This is a genomic window from Priestia sp. HNGD-A6, from assembly GCF_045784335.1.
Classification (GTDB): Bacteria; Bacillota; Bacilli; order Bacillales; family Bacillaceae_H; genus Priestia; species Priestia zanthoxyli.
This window is the reverse complement of record NZ_CP138621.1, coordinates 767,041-783,769: the sequence shown is the minus strand read 5'-3', so window position 1 is coordinate 783,769 and position 16,729 is coordinate 767,041. Positions and strand designations below refer to the sequence as shown.

Below are 16,729 nucleotides of genomic sequence, written 5' to 3'. Positions count from 1 at the left end.
AAAAAGGAGAAAACCACATGCTTAAAGTATTAATTACCCCTCGGTCATATGGGATGTTTACAGAAGACATTATGAATAAATGGCGCGAAGAGGGGTTTGAGGTGATAAGAGAGGTCGGCCCTATTTCTGAGTCCAGGTTTATAGAGCTCATACAAAATGTACAAGCCTTAATCATAGGAACTGACCATCTTAGCAAAGAAGTTTTAAACCACGCTTCGGAGCTTAAAATTATAGCAAAATATGGAGCAGGTACTGATAATATTCCTAAAGAATATGCAACCCAAAAAGGAATTGTGGTCGTGAATACTCCCGGTGTGAATCATGAAGCTGTTGCAGACTACGCGTTTGGTTTAATGCTGTCTGTAGCCAGACAAATTTCACTATCTTCTCAAAGGCTCAGAAAAGGGCAGTGGACAAAAAACGTAGGTGTTGAACTTTATGGGAAAACGCTAGGGATTCTAGGGTTCGGTGCAATAGGAAAAGCTGTTGCCCGCCGTGCTAAAGGATTTCAAATGAACGTCCTCGTTTATGACGTTTTTCAAGATGAGCTGGCAGCTGCTGAATATGGTGCAACCTACGTCCACATAAATGAATTGTTAACAAAAAGCGATGTTGTATCTGTTCATATGCCTCTTGTGCCTGAAACAACAAACCTTCTAAACTATCAAATGATGAAGAAGATGAAGAAAGAGGCAATTCTCATTAATACCGCAAGAGGCGGAATCATAAATGAAACCGATCTTTTTCATATTTTAAAAGAAGAAAAAATACTAGGAGCGGGAATTGATGTATTTTCCGTTGAGCCGCCTACAGATTCTCCTTTGCTAGAGTTAGATAATGCTGTTTTAACCCCTCATAATGCAGCGGCCAGTAAAGAGGCAATCGAGCGTATGACATTACAGTCAACGCATAGCGTCATTAAATTTTTTCAGCAAGGAATTTCAAAAGGGCAAGGAGGGAACCAGCATGTCACGCAAACGTGAAGTTATGAATGGTATTTGTAAAAGTAGTGTTGTGGCAGTTTTACGAGGTACAGAAGCGGAAGTGTTAACGACAGCTAGAGCTGCAATTGATGGCGGAATACAGGCAATCGAACTAACGATGACGGTTCCAAATGCAATTGACATATTACGTCAATTAAAAAGTGAATGTGCCTCTCAGTCCGTTTACATAGGAATGGGTACCGTCATGGACGTTCATTCGGCGGTTAGTGCCCTTCAAGCAGGAGCAGATTTTGTTGTGACTCCTCACTTGGACATGGACATTATTGCGGTAAGCCATCAATATCAAGCTCTTGTTATGCCCGGAACTTTTACAATGACAGAAATGGTTACTGCGCTTAAAGCAGGGTGCGAAATTCTTAAATTATTCCCAGCAGACTTAGCAGGAACGGCTCATATTAAAAATGTAAAAGGGCCTTTGCCTCAAGCTAATATTATGCCTACTGGAGGCGTCAATGAAACAAATATTGAGCACTGGATTCAAGCAGGAGCAATCGCTGTAGGGGTAGGGTCTAATTTAACAAAAGCAGGTGGGGAATCGCTTGACTCCCAAAAAATTCGTGAATATGCCTCTTTGTTGATACGTAAAGCGCAGCAGGCTAAATTGACGCTTAGCGGTATTAGATAATGAAAAATTCAAGTCGTATACAAACTGTTTTAGGCCTTGTGGATTCAAACGAAATCGTACATGTTCAGCCGCATGAGCACCTTATGCTTGAAAAAGGTCATGCAGCGAGTACTAATTCAGATTTATGCATTGATAATGTCGATGTTACAGTAAGTGAAGTAAAGAAACTGTCTGCGCGCTCTCTTGTAGTGGACGCACAGCCGATCGGCGCGGGGCGCATGGCAATGGACTTGATACGAGTCTCCAAGCGAACAGATGTTCATATTGTTGCTTCAACAGGGTTCCATAAATCCATGTTCTATTGGCGAGATCATTGGATCCATAATGAATCAGCAGAGGTCCTTACAGCGCTTTTTGTTTCTGAAATTCAAAAAGGAATGTATGTAGGTAATGGAATAGAGAGGCCCACTAAAAAAGTTAATGCAAAGGCAGGGCTAATTAAAACAGCCGTCGATAAAAAGGGGTTAACTCCCTATTATCAAATGAAGTTTGAGGCAGCTGCCGAAGCGTCGCTTTTAACAAACGTCCCTATTATGGTTCATATTGAAAAAGAATCCGATCCGTTTGAAATTATTCAATTTTTGACGGATAAACAGGTAGCAGCTAAAAAAATAATTCTTTGTCATCTCGATCGTACTCATCATGACTACGGATTGCATAAAGAAGTAGCGGCAACGGGTGTCTACCTTGAGTACGATACGATTGGACGGTTTAAATATCACAGCGATGATAAAGAAATTGAGTTAATTCACCACATGTTGAATAGCGGCTTTCAAGAATCTCTTTTAATTAGCCTGGATACAACTAGAGCGAGGCTGCAAGCATATGGGGGAGAAATAGGAATTGATTACTTAACTAAAACCTTTATTCCAAAGTTGAAAATAAGTGGGATTTCAGATAAAACCATTAGTACCTTAGTTCTGGATAATCCGCTCGCAGCTTTAAGCGTTTAGAAAAATCAAGGAGGACACTATGTTAAATCTAGTAAATGCAACCAAACCAACCTTTTATTTTATTGGCGTTACAACAGGACAATCCTCTATCATGAAGCTATTTCCTTTATGGGCTAAATCTCTTTGTATCGATGCGGAGATTAAAGGAATTGATATTGATATTCATGCAAGCCGTGAAGTGTACCGTGAAGTGGTAACTTTTTTAAAGAATGATCCTCTGTCGCTGGGGGCATTGGTCACAACACACAAAATTGATCTATATCATGCGGCAAAAGACTTGTTCGATGAGCTTGATCCTTATGCGCTGTTATTTGGAGAGTTATCAAGTATTTCCAAAAGAGACGGAAAGCTGATTGGACATGCTAAGGATCATATCTCTAGCGGATTAGCCATGGAGGGTTTCCTTCCAAAAGGTTATTGGAACAAACATAAGGGGGATGTCCTTATTATGGGAGCTGGCGGAAGTGCCATTGCCATTGCTTCAAACTTGATCCACGATGCAAAACGTAATGGCATGCCATCTGCTATCTATGTGACAAACCGAAGTCAACCGAGGTTAGATTCAATGCAGAAAATTATCTCGGAAATGTCTACGGATGTACCTATTCAGTATCTTACAGTAGACGAGCCATCTAAAAATGATAAAGTGTTATCTAAACTCAAGCCTTATTCTCTAGTTATTAATGCAACGGGGCTTGGAAAAGATCGACCAGGCTCTCCGCTAAGCAACGAGGCGCTATTTCCTCACAATAGTCTTGTGTGGGAACTGAATTATCGAGGGGATTTGTTGTTTATGCACCAAGCGCTGTCGCAAAAAGAGACGCAGTCATTATATGTTGAAGACGGATGGATTTATTTCATACATGGGTGGACTCAGGTAATTTCAGAAGTGTTCCAAATCCAACTAAGCAATGAGCAATTTACTGAAATTGAAAGAATTTCAAGTGAGTTTAATCAATCAAAAGTAAGTGGGAAATAAGGGAGTGAGGAGAAAATGTTTCTCCTCTTCACTTACATAAAACAGAGATAACTAAAAGTGAAAGCGTCAACAAAAAAGACTACAAAAAGGTGAAGGATGTGCCTCTTATGAAGATTATAAGCACAGAAAATTATGAGGAAATGAGTTACATGGCAGCTGTTGAAACGGCTAAATGTATAAAGGAGAATCCAGAGTTAGTATTGGGTCTTTCGACCGGAGGAACGCCTCTAGGTACGTATAAAAATTTAATTCAGTTATACGAGGAAGGAAAAGTAGATTTTTCAAATGTAACAACATTCAATTTAGATGAATACATCGGTTTGGAGCCAGAGCATTTCCAAAGTTACGCGTACTATACATGGGAAAATTTTTTAAAATACGTAAATATCAAAGAAGAGCAGGTGCATATTCCTTTAGGTATATTTGAGAACGAAGATCAAGCAGTGAAAGAATACAATGAGAAATTAATGAAAGCCAACGGAATTGACGTACAGATATTGGGAGTTGGAAGGAATGGTCACATTGGTTTCAACGAGCCTCAAGATTACTTGCATGGGGCTACGCATATTGCTAAGTTAACCAAAGAAACGATACGAGACAACGCTAGGTTTTTTTTAAATATAGAAGATGTCCCTGAAAAAGCAATAGCAATGGGAGTAGGAGACATTTTAAAAGCAAGACACATTATCTTTATCGCCAGTGGTAATGAAAAAGCAGAGGCTGTTTATCAAACGTTACATGGACATATTACAACAAGATGTCCCTCTTCTCTTCTTCAGTTACATCCTAACGTCACAGTTATTGTAGACAAAGAAGCAGCCTCGTTACTTTAGATGTCAAGGAGTATTTTAACAGCATAGGTGAACACGGAAGCAAGTGGATTTGTAAAGAAATGATGAGTGATAATAGGGAGGCTTTACAATGAAACATAAAAATTTAGTTCAAATGCCTAATGGGTATCTTAATCGAACGCCTATCTTTCAATTTATTTTACTTTCTATTCTTTTCCCACTTTGGGGAGCAGCCGCGAGTTTAAATGATATTTTAATTGCTCAGTTTAAAAGTGTATTTACTCTTAGCGACTTTGCAACGGCTTTTGTGCAAAGTGCTTTCTACGGGGGATACTTTTTAATTGCTATTCCAGCTTCGTTAATTATTAAAAAAACAAATTATAAGCTTGCTGTTATTACGGGACTAATCTTCTATATTATAGGTTGTTCACTGTTTTTTCCTGCTTCTCATATGGCTACCTATTCTATGTTTTTATGCGCAATTTTTGCAATCGCCATTGGTTTAGGTTTTCTTGAAACATCAGCTAATACGTATAGCTCCATGATGGGACCTAGGGAATCCGCAGTGCTACGCCTTAATATCAGTCAGACGTTTACACCTATCGGATCTCTTTTAGGAATTGTACTTGGTAAGTATTTAATCTTCCAAGAAGGGGAAAGCCTTGATAATCAGCTTGCTAAAATGAGCTCGGAAGAAGCACATATTTTTGGCCTTAAAATGTTACAGCATACGCTGCAGCCTTATAAATATATGATTTTAGTTCTTATTGCCGTACTGGTACTTTTTCTTATAACGAAATATCCTTCATGTAAAGCTCAAATAGAGAAGCACGAGGTAGGGCAAAAAAGCGAATTAATAAAAACGCTAAAGTATTTAGGGGGGAATTCGTGTTTTCGTAAAGGTATCATAGCCCAATTTCTATACGTAGGGATGCAGGTAGCTGTATGGTCATTTACCATCAGATTGGCCTTAGATCTTAATTCTGAAATTAATGAGCGAAGCGCATCAAATTTCATGATTTATAGTTTTATTGCTTTTTTTGTTGGGAAATTTGTAGCTAATCTATTGATGACACGTTTTTCAGCCAAAAAAGTGTTAGTTATCTATTCAATTATTGGTACGCTTTTACTTGCGTATACGTCGTTTGCATCCAGTACGATGGCTGTATATGCAGCTGTTGCTGTAAGCATGCTTTTTGGTCCATGTTGGGCAACAATCTATAGTGAAACGTTAGAAATAGTAGAAGAAAAACAGCATACGGAAGTCGCGGGAGCTATTCTAGTTATGGCTATTGTAGGAGGAGCTGTTATTCCCGCCGTTCAAGGACTTGTATCAGACTTAACAGGGTCGCTTCAACTCGCTTTTTTAGTTCCGACGGCATGTTTTATCTATGTAGGATACTATTTTTATAGTGGTGTAAACAAACGTGAAAAAGTAAAAAAACTAATGAATGAAGACCAAGTTAATTCAGCTAAATAGAAATTGATTTTATAAACAAGGAATTTTAAGTTTTTCATCGAATACAATGTAAATTGCCTTAAGTTAAAAAGAAAACTGCTTTGGAAGCAGTTTTCTTTTTTTTACTTTAATTATTTATTATTATCTTTTTAAAAAAGGAAGGAATGTCCTGTGATTATAATTAAGCCTTTAAGTCAGTGTTCTTTTTCTGATGCGCTAGAAGCATTTAATAAGGGTTTTGAAGATTATTACATTCCGGTTGAGATGTCACTAGATCAATTCATTTGTAGGTTTGGTGTGGATCGTTTATCTGTCGAGCATTCTTTTGTCGCTTTTTATAATGACACACCAGCTGGAATTATGTTAAATGGAATAAAAAGAGTCAAAGGAAAGAAACATGCTTGGAGTGGAGGTACAAGTGTAGCATTCCTTTACCGAAAAATGGGAATTGGTGAAGCCTTACTAAAAGCTACACTTGAGAAATATCAGCAGCAAGGAGTAGTGGAAGCCAGTCTGGAAGCATTTACAGTCAATAAAAAAGCTATTCACCTTTATGAGAAATATGGATATGAAATTGTAGATACGCTTTTCTTTCTAAAGCATAGAGGTAGTTTTCCCGCTTCTTTACTTAAAAAGAAGAATCAGCTTGCATATTCGTTAAAGCGAAGGCTTGCAAAAGATATTCAAAACCTACCCTTTTATACATACGACGTTCCGTGGAAAAATCAATTTGACTGTATTTGTGATGGAGAATCGTTTATTGCGTTGAATGAAAGAAACGAAGAAGTTGGCTATCTATTATTTCAAAAGAATTTTTCTTCCATAGGCATCGTGAATTCCGTTACTTTTTATCAAGGAAGCGTTAAGGAACATATCTCAAATTCAGAGGACGTTCTGGCCTTTTTATTAGCAACCATTTTTAATATGCATGGACCAATTGCTTACAATACACATAATGTACCTGAAAAAGGAAATAGCTTACTCGTGAAAATGTTAAAATCATTTGGTTTTCAAGATTTATATACAGATGAAGGAATCAAACTTGAGCAGGTGTTTATGAAAAAACAACTTTAAAAAGCGGCAATGGGCCGCTTTTACTGCATTTCCGTAATTGGATGTGCATCATAAAATTCCTCGATTTTTTCTTGCTGCCCTTCGTATTTTGCTTTCCATGCTTGAGTCCCGTCCTTATAATTGCGCAGATCTGTTCCGTAGAAGTCGGTTAACTCTTTTCGAGTAATCGTGATTGTCTGAGGAACAGTCGTGTTAATAGTAAAGTGAACGCTGTCAACATTTTGTACGGCAGAAAGTAAAATGGTTGCGTTATGTAAAAGTGTACGTTTAGTTTTAACAGACGTCCAGCTTTTTTCAAACGCATGCTGATTATCTGTTGCAGCGTAGTTAATTGCTAAGTAGTAAGGTTTTTGCGCATTTTGAAAAGTTATACCTTTTAAATAAACGTGTCCTGGAAGTTTATTTGTTATTTCTTCTATTGAAGTATCACGTTTTAAAGAAGAAGTATGATGAATAGAAGAAGCAGAGACTCTTTCAGCAGACAGATTATTATGAGGTGCATAGGCACACCCTGATAGGCAAGTGAGCACTATACAAAGTGTAAGAGAAGCATCTATTTTTTTCATAATGGTAACTCCTTTTGTTTATATCTACTTGTAAAGACGAAAGACCTACACTTTTTGTTTCATACAAAATATAAGTTTATTCATTAAAAAGACAGATAATCCAAAATAATAGAAGTTAATAACCCTAATGAAGCAATAAAACCAATAATAGGACCACCTTCTTCAAAAGCTTCCGGCAACATCGTAGAAGCAACCATGGCCACAATTCCACCACCGGCAAATGAGGCAATAAAGCCCATCATGTTTGGGGTAGCGTCTTGAAGAAATAGATATCCAATCCAAGAACAAAGAGCTGATATAAAGAAGACCGAAAGCCATAATGAAAAAATTTTCTTTCGCTTATATTGGCTTTTTAGTAGTCCGCTTGTCCCGGAGATTCCTTCCGGTATATTGCTGATAAAAATAGAAACAACAAGCAGCCAGCTAACATGGTGCTGTTCAATCAAACTTGCGCCAATCATCAGTGATTCAGGTATAGCATCCATAATGGTACCAATAAAAATGGCTAGTCCTGAGCTAGCTGGGACAAGGTGGTTTGAACGTTTTCTTTTGTGAGCACCTTTTTTAGCTAAAGACATATCAAGAAGAGTAAAAAGTGCTGCGCCTGTTAAGAAGCCTAAAGAAGAAGCAATAATTCCCGCTTCTTTTACCGAATCTTGAATGAGCTCGTAAGCAGCAGCTCCTAACAAAACGCCCGTGCCAAAAGCCATAATATAAGCAGTCAACTGTTTTTTTAAAGGTACAAAAATAGCTATAATAGCTCCAATTAATACAGCTGAGCCTGAGACACCACCCCACATAAGGGCATCTATCACATGAGATCCCTACTTTCTTGCGTACTTATTTGTAGTGTAACCATCTATGTGATTATTATGAAACAAGATAAAAGAACTAAAAAAATGGAAAAGAATCACTGATTTAGACCTTAAATAAAATAAGTCTTCTGTATAATTGACAAAATTTTCTGATTATGTCCGTTGAAAGTGAAAAAACCTTGTGATAGTCTGATCAAAAGATATAAAGATGGAAAAAAATTCTTTCATCTGTAGAAGGTCAAAAAACTTAATGAGGTCACTTTTAAACGAAAGAAGGAAGACGAGATGAATCCAAAAGCAGTGAAAAGAGAAAATCGTTATGCTAACTTAATTCCTATGCAAGAAATTAAATCCGTTGAACAGCAGCTTTACCCATTTGATATTTATAACAGTCTGCGTCAAGAAGCACCTATTCGTTACGATGAAAGCCGAAACTGCTGGGATGTATTTGATTACGAAACAGTAAAGTATATTTTAAAAAACCCGTCGCTTTTTTCATCCAAACGAGCAATGGAAGAACGCCAAGAAAGTATCTTAATGATGGATCCTCCAAAACACACAAAATTACGAAACTTAGTGAATAAAGCTTTTACACCAAGAGCTATTCAGCACTTGGAGGGTCATATTGAAGAGATTGCAGATTATTTATTAGATGAAGTAAGCAGCAAAAAAAAGTTTGATATAGTAGAAGATTTTGCTGGACCACTGCCGATTATTGTAATAGCTGAGCTGCTAGGAGTACCTATACAAGATCGAGCACTGTTTAAAAAGTACTCCGATGACTTAGTGAGCGGTGCTGAAAATAATTCAGACGAAGCTTTTGCGAAAATGATGCACAAGCGTAATGAAGGGGTGCTTTTTTTACAAGGGTATTTTAAAGAAATTATCGCTGAGCGTCAGAGAAAGAAACAAGAAGATCTGATTTCGCTGCTTTTAGAAGCAGAAATTGACGGCGAACATTTAACAGAAGAGGAAGTACTAGGGTTTTGTATTCTATTGCTAGTAGCAGGCAATGAAACAACAACAAACTTAATTACGAACGGAGTCCGGTATATGACAGAAGACATAGACATACAGAATGAAGTTCGTCAAGACATATCCCTAGTTCCGAATCTCGTGGAAGAAACGCTCCGCTATTATCCTCCTATTCAAGCGATTGGACGCATAGCCGCTGAAGATGTAGAACTTGGAGAGTGTAAAATTAAAAAAGGGCAGCAGGTAATTAGCTGGGCAGCAAGTGCAAATAGAGATTCAGCTAAGTTTGAACGGTCTAACACTTTTGTCGTGCGTCGTAAAACGAATCCTCACGTAAGCTTTGGTTTTGGCATCCATTTTTGCTTAGGAGCACCGTTAGCAAGAATGGAAGGGAAAATTGCCTTTGCTAAATTACTAAAAAAAGGGGAATTTTCCAAAGTTGAGAATCAGTCTTTAAAGCCAATAGATAGCCCTTTTGTTTTTGGGGTAAAAAAATATGAAATTACTTTTGATAACGCCTGAAAAGCGAGCGCAAATGATGCGCTTGCTTTTTAGCGTTCAGTCTTCCATTTTTGGTCCTCTGAAGGAGACGTATAGGTGTCCATTGAAGAGATAAGCTGTTCGGGAGTATCAGAAATATTGATGAGACGAATAGCAGAATCCGTAGAAAATCCTTCATCTACTGCATGCTGAACCATTTGCATAAGCGGGTTGTAGTAGCCGTTTACATTTAATAACCCCACTGGTTTTTTATGTATGCCAATTTGAGCCCAGCAAAGAGCTTCAAACAGCTCTTCAAATGTCCCGAAACCTCCAGGAAGGGCAATATAAGCATCTGCTAACTCGTGCATAGTTGCTTTTCGCTCGTGCATGCTCTCTACTTCGATGAGTTCTGTCAGCGCGGTATGAACAATTTCACCGCTAAACAAACCGCGGGGCATAATACCAATGACTTCGCCCCCATGTTCAAGCATTTCATTTGCGACTTCTCCCATCAGGCCCATTCGTGAGCCTCCGTAAATCAGCCGGTAGTTTTCTTGGGCCATGTAGCGTCCTAGCGAGACGGCGGCCTCTTTATATTCTGTTTTTATTCCTGCGCTTGATCCTGCAAACACACAAATTGATTTCAATTTCTTCACTCCTTTGTTTCTTCTCTATATAAGTCTTTTCTGTTTATGAACAACAAAATCCTTCTTAATAATTTATGAATTTTCACAATGTCATCGCTTGATTATTCTAAAAACTTTGCTTATAATCAAAGCGAAACATCTGTTTGAAAGCGTTATCTATTTCTTTTCTTTTGATGAAAAAGAGAGTACGCATAGATCTACTTGTAAGATAAGTAGATAATATGAACTTATGGGAAATTGGACCGTTTTAAACGCTTCATTAGTAAGTATACGTACTTGCAGGATTAGGACAAGGGGGATATGGGGATATGATGAATAATTTAATACGCACATTAATGGTACAAACACCGACTGTACCCGGAAACTTAGGAAGAGTAGCAACAGCCATTGGAAATGTAGGAGGAGACATTGGCGAGGTTGAAACCGTTAAAGTAGGACATAACTACACGATGAGAAGTATTACGGTTCAAGTAGAAAGTGAAGACCAGCTTGAGGAATTGCTTGAAGCGGTTCGCAGTTTAGAAGGCATTACTTTACATACAGTATCAGATGAAGTTCTTCATGCACATGAAGGCGGTAAAATTCAAATGAAAAGCAAAATGAAAATTGAGTCGATCGCTGACTTAAGAAGAGTATATACACCAGGTGTAGCAAACGTTTGCCGTGCTATTCAAGAACAGCCCGACAAAGCTAAAATTTATACGAGCATTGGAAACACGGTTGCGATTGTAACGGATGGTACCGCTATACTAGGACTAGGGAATATTGGTCCAGTTGCAGGAATGCCTGTTATGGAAGGAAAAGCTGCGTTATTTGATCAGCTTGCCAGTGTAAACGCTATCCCTATTTTGTTGAATGTAAATGAGCCGGAAGAAATCATTCAAACGGTTAAAAATATTTCACCAGGATTTGGCGGTATTTTACTAGAAGATATAGGGTCGCCTCACTGCTTTGAAATTGAAGAACGTTTAAAAGAAGAGCTAGATATTCCAGTTATGCATGATGATCAACACGGAACAGCAGTTGTGACGCTAGCAGCAGCTATCTCAGCTTGTCGCAGCACAGGTGTGAATTTGAAAGAAGCAAAAGTAGGGCAGATTGGTTTAGGAGCTGCTGGTATCGCTACTTGCAGAATGTTCATGGCTTACGGTGTCAAACAGGTGATAGGAGCTGATAAGTCTCCTGAAGCGAATGAGCGCTTGGTCAGCTACGGTGGAAAAGTAGCTGATTCATTAGAAGAGCTTATGGAGAACTGTGATATTGTTATTGCGACAACAGGTGTACCTGGCTTAATACAGAAAGAATGGATTCGAAAAGGGCAAATCATTTTAGCACTTTCTAATCCAAAACCAGAAATTGAACCTGAAGATGCTCTTGAAGCAGGAGCTATTTATGCTACTGACGGAAGGTCAGTGAATAATGTGCTTGGCTTCCCAGGTATTTTCAGAGGAGTATTAAATGCGGGAGTGCGTGATATTACGCATACGATGCTTGTAGCTGCAGCTGAAGCCATTGCAAATTCAACGCGTCCAGGCGATTTAGTTCCTCACCCTCTTAATCTAGCTGTACACGAAGCAGTATCTGAAGCAGTTGAAAGAGCGGCTGTTGCACACGGAGAGAAAGACGGCGTTTATCGATAACAAACAAGGCTGCCTCGAAATAGGCAGCCTTGTTTGTTTTTTATCAAAAAATAATAAGAAAATAGTAAACGATGAAACTTTTTTCCTTTTTTAACGTAATATAGTAATAGTAATAGTAAAAAAGGTAGAGAAAGGAGTTTCTATGGAGTTTGAACATTTAAAGGGCAAATTGCCCCTCGAGGCTAAAAAAGCGATGCGCTGGCAATCCATTTTTACGCATAGCCTGTGGCTTCTGGCAACAGCGGGTTATTTTCTACTCGTTCATTTTTTTGATTGGTGGTCAATTATTGGATGGATATCAGCTGGACTATTAGTCGTGAGCTTTATCATATATACAATTATAGCTCCAAATGTATATATGAATGTATATTCATATGAAGTAACAGATACTCAAATTGATGTGCAAAGAGGGCTCTTCATCTGGTATCATACGAAAATTCCCCTTGTGAAAGTACAGCACGTTGAAACGTTGACAGGGCCGATTTTTCGAAAATTCGACTTGGCATCTGTTAAAATCATCACAGCAGCTGGAAGCGTCGAAATTCCTGCACTCGTACAAAGAGATGCTGAAGCACTGCGAGAGTATATTGCTAGACTAGCAGAGGTAGATGATGAAGATGAGTAAGCGGCTGCATCCGCTATATATTGCAATAGCATTTATTGAACATATAAAAAATAATATCCTGCCTTTTGTGTTTGTATTTATCGTCAATCGGCACCTGTTGTTTACATATTGGTGGGCAACGCTATTAGCGGGAGGCGTAGTCGCTTTATTTGCTTTTTTTACCTGGAGGGAATTTCGTTATGAAGTAACGGAAACGGAAGTGCGTCTGTATAAAGGGATTTTTAAAAAAGAAAAACGATTTATTCAACGAAATCGCATTCAATCGATTCAGTTAGATCAGCCGTTTGTCTTTAGAATTCTTCGCTTAGCCCGGCTTCGTATTGACACGGCCAGCAGCGGTACGGATGCTGAAATTGATTTATCTGGTATTTCACTAAAAGAAGCGCACCATCTTAAAGATACGTTAAAGCTGTCAGGGAGTCAGCCGGAAATAACAGAAAAAAGTCCTGAACGTATGATGAAAGTGTCGGTGAAACAGCTGGCGTTAGCTGCTGCGTTTTCCGGGAATTTTGGCTATATATTTGCTGCTCTTGGTTTTCTCTATCAGTATATTGATACGTATATCAACCGCTGGGTGAAGACAGCTTACGAAGAAGTGATTCATCAATCGATGCTTGGTTTATTTGTATTAGTGGCTGCAATTGTGGTGCTTGCTTATTTGTTGTCTATCGTTTTATATGTGATACGATTTGGCGGTTTCACAGTGGAACGCTACGATCATTATCTACATATTAAATACGGACTATTAAATAAGAAATCCCTTACGATTCCTTTTCATAAAATACAGGCTGTTACGATAGAGGAAGGGTTGGTTCGACGCTTATTTGGATGGTCTTCCGTTTCGTTAAATGTCGTAACCTCTGATTTAAAAGAAAAGGTCTATTTACACCCGTTTATCCAGCAAAAAGAGATTTCAGCGTTAATGAACGTATATGTCCCGCACTACGAATATATAAAGTGTCCAAGAAATACAGCTATTCAATATGCATGGTACCCATTACTATTACCGCTCTTGTTATTTGTAGCGGCAGGGATTGGCATCAGCTTTTGGAAATCAATGTTCGTGTGGGTTATTGCTGTGCTATGCCTTGCATATGTACTTATTCACTGGTTGGGCTATCGCCAAGGCGGCTTAATGATGAACGAGGTATTTGTCGCTATTCGCTCACAGTTTTTAACACGAAAAACAACGATTATTAGAAGGAAGAAAGTGGAGCAAATTGAGGTGTTTGCAGGCACCTTTTTATGGAAAAAAGGATACAGGAAAATAAAAATTTCAACTATGGGTACAAGCGGCAGCTATAAATCGGGATATTTTCCATTTGAAATTTGGCATCCTATCTTTCTGCAAGCTACTTCTTCTAAAAAGGCATGAAGAATATCATTGTTCTTCATGCCTTTTGACGTTATCTATTCATTAACTTTTTTCCTTGCTCGTAATAGCTATTCATCACGTCAGCGGGCACCATACTGCCTCCAGTTGACCATACAAGGTGAGTAGCTTTTGACATATCGTTTTCTAGTGCTTGCGCTTGTATATAGGAAGACCCGCTTTCCATCAGGTGAAGAGGCCCTTGTAAACCAGCCGCTGCTGAAGGTTCTATATACATATTTTCACGATTGGCTAGCTCATAAATAAATCGGAAAAGCTGATCATCTTCTACAGTATAAATTCCGCTAATAAGCGATTTTATCGTTTCGCCTACAAAGCTAGATGGCCTTCCTACAGCTAGTCCATCGGCAGCTGTTATGTTATCAAGTCCAATATCGGTAACGGAAATGCCATCATGCAGCTCGGTCATTAATCCAAGCAGCATGCAAGGAGAGTGAGTAGGTTCAGCAAAAAAGCAGTGAACATGATCACCGTATATTGCTTTTAATCCAAACGTAATACCGCCAGGACCTCCGCCTACTCCGCAAGGTAAATAGACAAATAAAGGATGTTCGGCGTCTACTTGAATTTGCAGCTCGGCTAGCTGCTTTTCCAAGCGTAAGGCAGCGACGGAATAACCAAGAAATAAATCTCTAGACTGCTCATCGTCAATAAAATGACAGGCGGGGTCTGCTTCGGCTTGCTTTCGTCCTTCTTCCACGGCTTTTCCGTAGTCAGACTGATATTCAATAACGGTTACGCCTTTCGAACGAAGCAGATCTTTTTTCCATTTCTTCGCATCGGCTGACATATGGACGGTGACGTTAAAGCCGAGAGCGGCGCTTATAATACCAATGCTTAAACCTAAATTACCGGTAGATCCTACTGCAATAGAATAAGAAGAAAATAACTTTTTACATCGTTCTTCAGCTAGAAGAGCATAGCTGTCTTCTTCAGTAAGCAGCCCTTCTTTGATAGCAAGACTTTCAGCAAATTTTAATACTTCATAAATGCCGCCTCTTGCTTTAATAGAACCTGATATAGGAAGGTCGTGATCGCATTTCATCAATAATTTTCCTTGCAGCTCGTTATTCATTTGTTGATTTAAATAGTCTTTCATGTATGCAATTTCTTGAAGAGGTGATTCAATGATTCCTTTTGATGCTTTTAGCTCCGGAAAAGCGATTTGAAGAAAAGAAGAAAAGCGAGAAAGTCGCTCTTTTGCATCTTTTATATCTTTGGTATGTAAAGAAAGAGACGAAAGTGCTTCTTGAGCAGGTTTTAAATAAGGATTTATCCAAAGTATTTCCTGTTTATTGATTAAAGGTGTTAATAAAGGATATTCACGCATCCATGTAGCAAGGGGTTTTTGGTGAAATAAATGTGTAGTCATAAAGGCTCCTTTCTCAATATGTTATTTCCTTTATATAGTATCAAGAATAGAAGAAGTTGAAAACGAAAATATCAAAAAGCAGAAAGCGCATTTTAACTGCCTCTTGTATACTAATAAAGATAACTTATACAACTGCATAGAAAAAAGGAGAGGAATTTATGGCATTTTCAGGCGATGATAGCAGATGTCCTATCTGCGGAGAGAAAAATAACTGTGCTTCTGTACAAGGCAGAGAAATAGAAAAGTGTTGGTGCATGCAGAAAGTTTTTACTCCTGATCTGTTTAAACAAATTCCTTTAGAAAGCAGAGGGAAAGCGTGTGTATGCGTCAAATGCGTTGCGAGACAGAAGGAAGAAGGTGGGGATTAACGTGAAAAAAGGAATTATTTCATACGGTGAGGCATTTATTGATTTTATCGCCAAAAATGAATCTAACACTGACTTTGACCCTTTTTTAGGAGGCACAACCGTTAATGTAGCAGTTGGAGTTCAGAAGTTAGGAGCAAAAGCATCTTATATCTGCAAGTTAGGGAGTGATGAAACAAGTGATTTTGTAAGAAAGAAGCTTTTAATTGAAGGAGTAAACCAAAGCGGCTGTGTAACTTCGGTGACGAAAAAAGTTTGTGAAGTGTATGTACATAAAAGTAAAGAAGGAGATCGTTACTTTCATTCCTACATAGATTCTACCCCTCATGAGCAAGTGTATAAATATGAGCTGCAGGAAGCTCTATTTGAGAAGGCAGCGATTTTTTATTTTGGATCAGGCACTTTGTTTCATCCGATTTCCCAGGAAACTACAAGAGAAGCTGTGAGGCTCGCAAAAAAATATCGTATGCTTGTAGCGTTTGATCCGAATATTCGAATGAAAAGATGGGAAAGTGAAGCAGCATGTAGAAATATCGTAACATCGTTTTTGTACGAAACAGATATTTTGAAAATTTCTCAAGATGAGCTCCTATTTTTGATGAATTCAACAGATCTGGCAGAAAGCCTAGAGAAACTGAGAGCGTATCATATTCCGTTCGTATGGGTCACTCAAGGAGAAAATGGCGCAGTAGCCGTTACTGCAAATCAAACGCTTCATGTGAGTGTAAAAAAAGTACAGGCGATAGACACAACGGGAGCGGGGGATGCATTTATGGCAGGAATTCTCTGGTGTATTCATGAAAAAGGTTTGCCTGAACGTGAGGAGTCATGTAAGCAGTACACAATGTTTGCCAACGCGTTAGGTGGAGCAGTTTCGGCGAGATACGGAGGAATAATTTCACTGAAAGCAAAAGAAGTATCTAATATAAAAGCAGGTAGCTAATAGCTACCTGCTTTTGAACG

The 16,729-nt window shown here is 38.6% G+C and carries 17 protein-coding genes; 13 read left to right on the top strand and 4 right to left on the bottom strand.

All coding sequences use genetic code 11. The annotated features are described in order from the left end of the window. The first annotated feature begins 17 nt into the window (after window positions 1–17). From SCI76_RS04050 to SCI76_RS04020, 7 genes are all read left to right on the top strand, one after another. Window positions 18–983 carry a phosphoglycerate dehydrogenase gene (locus tag SCI76_RS04050; RefSeq protein WP_328179536.1) on the top strand — a complete coding sequence of 322 codons (966 nt, stop codon included), beginning with the start codon at window positions 18–20 and terminating at the stop codon, window positions 981–983. Then, window positions 967–1,629: a bifunctional 4-hydroxy-2-oxoglutarate aldolase/2-dehydro-3-deoxy-phosphogluconate aldolase gene (locus SCI76_RS04045; RefSeq protein ID WP_063247294.1), complete on the top strand. Its 663-nt coding sequence runs from the start codon at window positions 967–969 to the stop codon at window positions 1,627–1,629. Before SCI76_RS04050 ends, SCI76_RS04045 begins: the two co-directional genes overlap by 17 nt. Further along, entirely contained in the window at window positions 1,629–2,582 is a 954-nt protein-coding gene (locus SCI76_RS04040; protein ID WP_048021221.1) for a phosphotriesterase, read from the top strand. The genes SCI76_RS04045 and SCI76_RS04040 overlap by 1 nt, the downstream gene beginning before the upstream one ends. A gap of 19 nt (window positions 2,583–2,601) precedes the next feature. Continuing rightward, window positions 2,602–3,561 (top strand): shikimate dehydrogenase, encoded by a 960-nt coding sequence (locus tag SCI76_RS04035; protein ID WP_033578816.1) that lies wholly within the window; start codon window positions 2,602–2,604, stop codon window positions 3,559–3,561. 107 nt (window positions 3,562–3,668) lie between these two features. Further along, window positions 3,669–4,394, top strand: coding sequence for a glucosamine-6-phosphate deaminase (gene nagB, locus SCI76_RS04030; RefSeq protein WP_407545061.1), 726 nt, complete (start codon window positions 3,669–3,671; stop codon window positions 4,392–4,394). An 88-nt stretch (window positions 4,395–4,482) separates the two neighbouring features. Further along, the gene (fucP, locus tag SCI76_RS04025; protein WP_063247295.1) at window positions 4,483–5,832 is read left to right on the top strand and encodes an L-fucose:H+ symporter permease; all 1,350 of its coding nucleotides are present in this window, start codon (window positions 4,483–4,485) and stop codon (window positions 5,830–5,832) included. 150 nt (window positions 5,833–5,982) lie between these two features. Then, a complete protein-coding gene (locus tag SCI76_RS04020; protein WP_407545060.1) occupies window positions 5,983–6,885 on the top strand; it encodes a GNAT family N-acetyltransferase in 903 nt (300 codons plus the stop codon). A 20-nt stretch (window positions 6,886–6,905) separates the two neighbouring features. Here SCI76_RS04020 and SCI76_RS04015 read toward each other — a convergent pair whose 3' ends face one another. Continuing rightward, window positions 6,906–7,451: a DUF4825 domain-containing protein gene (locus SCI76_RS04015; protein WP_028413579.1), complete on the bottom strand. Its 546-nt coding sequence runs from the start codon at window positions 7,449–7,451 to the stop codon at window positions 6,906–6,908. A gap of 83 nt (window positions 7,452–7,534) precedes the next feature. Next, window positions 7,535–8,266, bottom strand: a complete 732-nt coding sequence (locus SCI76_RS04010) for a ZIP family metal transporter (protein ID WP_221833441.1) — start codon at window positions 8,264–8,266, stop codon at window positions 7,535–7,537. Between the two features lie 285 nt (window positions 8,267–8,551). On the opposite strand from SCI76_RS04010, the gene SCI76_RS04005 reads away from it, so the two are divergent. After that, window positions 8,552–9,763, top strand: a complete 1,212-nt coding sequence (locus tag SCI76_RS04005) for a cytochrome P450 (RefSeq protein WP_407545059.1) — start codon at window positions 8,552–8,554, stop codon at window positions 9,761–9,763. A 29-nt stretch (window positions 9,764–9,792) separates the two neighbouring features. Here SCI76_RS04005 and SCI76_RS04000 read toward each other — a convergent pair whose 3' ends face one another. Then, a complete protein-coding gene (locus tag SCI76_RS04000; protein WP_028413576.1) occupies window positions 9,793–10,371 on the bottom strand; it encodes a TIGR00730 family Rossman fold protein in 579 nt (192 codons plus the stop codon). Window positions 10,372–10,679: 308 nt separating this feature from the next. Here SCI76_RS04000 and SCI76_RS03995 point away from each other — a divergent pair, with 308 nt between their 5' ends. The 3 genes from SCI76_RS03995 to SCI76_RS03985 all read left to right on the top strand — a co-directional run bounded on the left by SCI76_RS03995 (window position 10,680) and on the right by SCI76_RS03985 (window position 14,011). After that, complete coding sequence (locus SCI76_RS03995; protein WP_034265658.1) at window positions 10,680–12,011, top strand: NAD-dependent malic enzyme; 1,332 nt, start codon at window positions 10,680–10,682, stop codon at window positions 12,009–12,011. A 142-nt stretch (window positions 12,012–12,153) separates the two neighbouring features. Further along, on the top strand, window positions 12,154–12,636 hold the full coding sequence (locus tag SCI76_RS03990; protein ID WP_013056785.1) for a PH domain-containing protein: 483 nt from the start codon (window positions 12,154–12,156) through the stop codon (window positions 12,634–12,636). Beyond that, window positions 12,629–14,011, top strand: a complete 1,383-nt coding sequence (locus tag SCI76_RS03985; protein WP_257042552.1) for a PH domain-containing protein — start codon at window positions 12,629–12,631, stop codon at window positions 14,009–14,011. Before SCI76_RS03990 ends, SCI76_RS03985 begins: the two co-directional genes overlap by 8 nt. 31 nt (window positions 14,012–14,042) lie before the next feature. Here the strand turns inward: SCI76_RS03985 and SCI76_RS03980 are convergent, their stop codons facing one another. Continuing rightward, window positions 14,043–15,401, bottom strand: coding sequence for a D-serine ammonia-lyase (locus SCI76_RS03980; RefSeq protein WP_328179539.1), 1,359 nt, complete (start codon window positions 15,399–15,401; stop codon window positions 14,043–14,045). Between the two features lie 158 nt (window positions 15,402–15,559). Between SCI76_RS03980 and SCI76_RS03975 the strand changes: the two genes are divergently transcribed. Both SCI76_RS03975 and SCI76_RS03970 read left to right on the top strand, forming a co-directional pair. Continuing rightward, the gene (locus SCI76_RS03975) at window positions 15,560–15,769 is read left to right on the top strand and encodes a cysteine-rich CWC family protein (protein WP_033578825.1); all 210 of its coding nucleotides are present in this window, start codon (window positions 15,560–15,562) and stop codon (window positions 15,767–15,769) included. Between the two features lies 1 nt (window position 15,770). Then, complete coding sequence (locus SCI76_RS03970; RefSeq protein WP_063247300.1) at window positions 15,771–16,709, top strand: carbohydrate kinase family protein; 939 nt, start codon at window positions 15,771–15,773, stop codon at window positions 16,707–16,709. The last annotated feature ends 20 nt before the right edge of the window (window positions 16,710–16,729 follow it).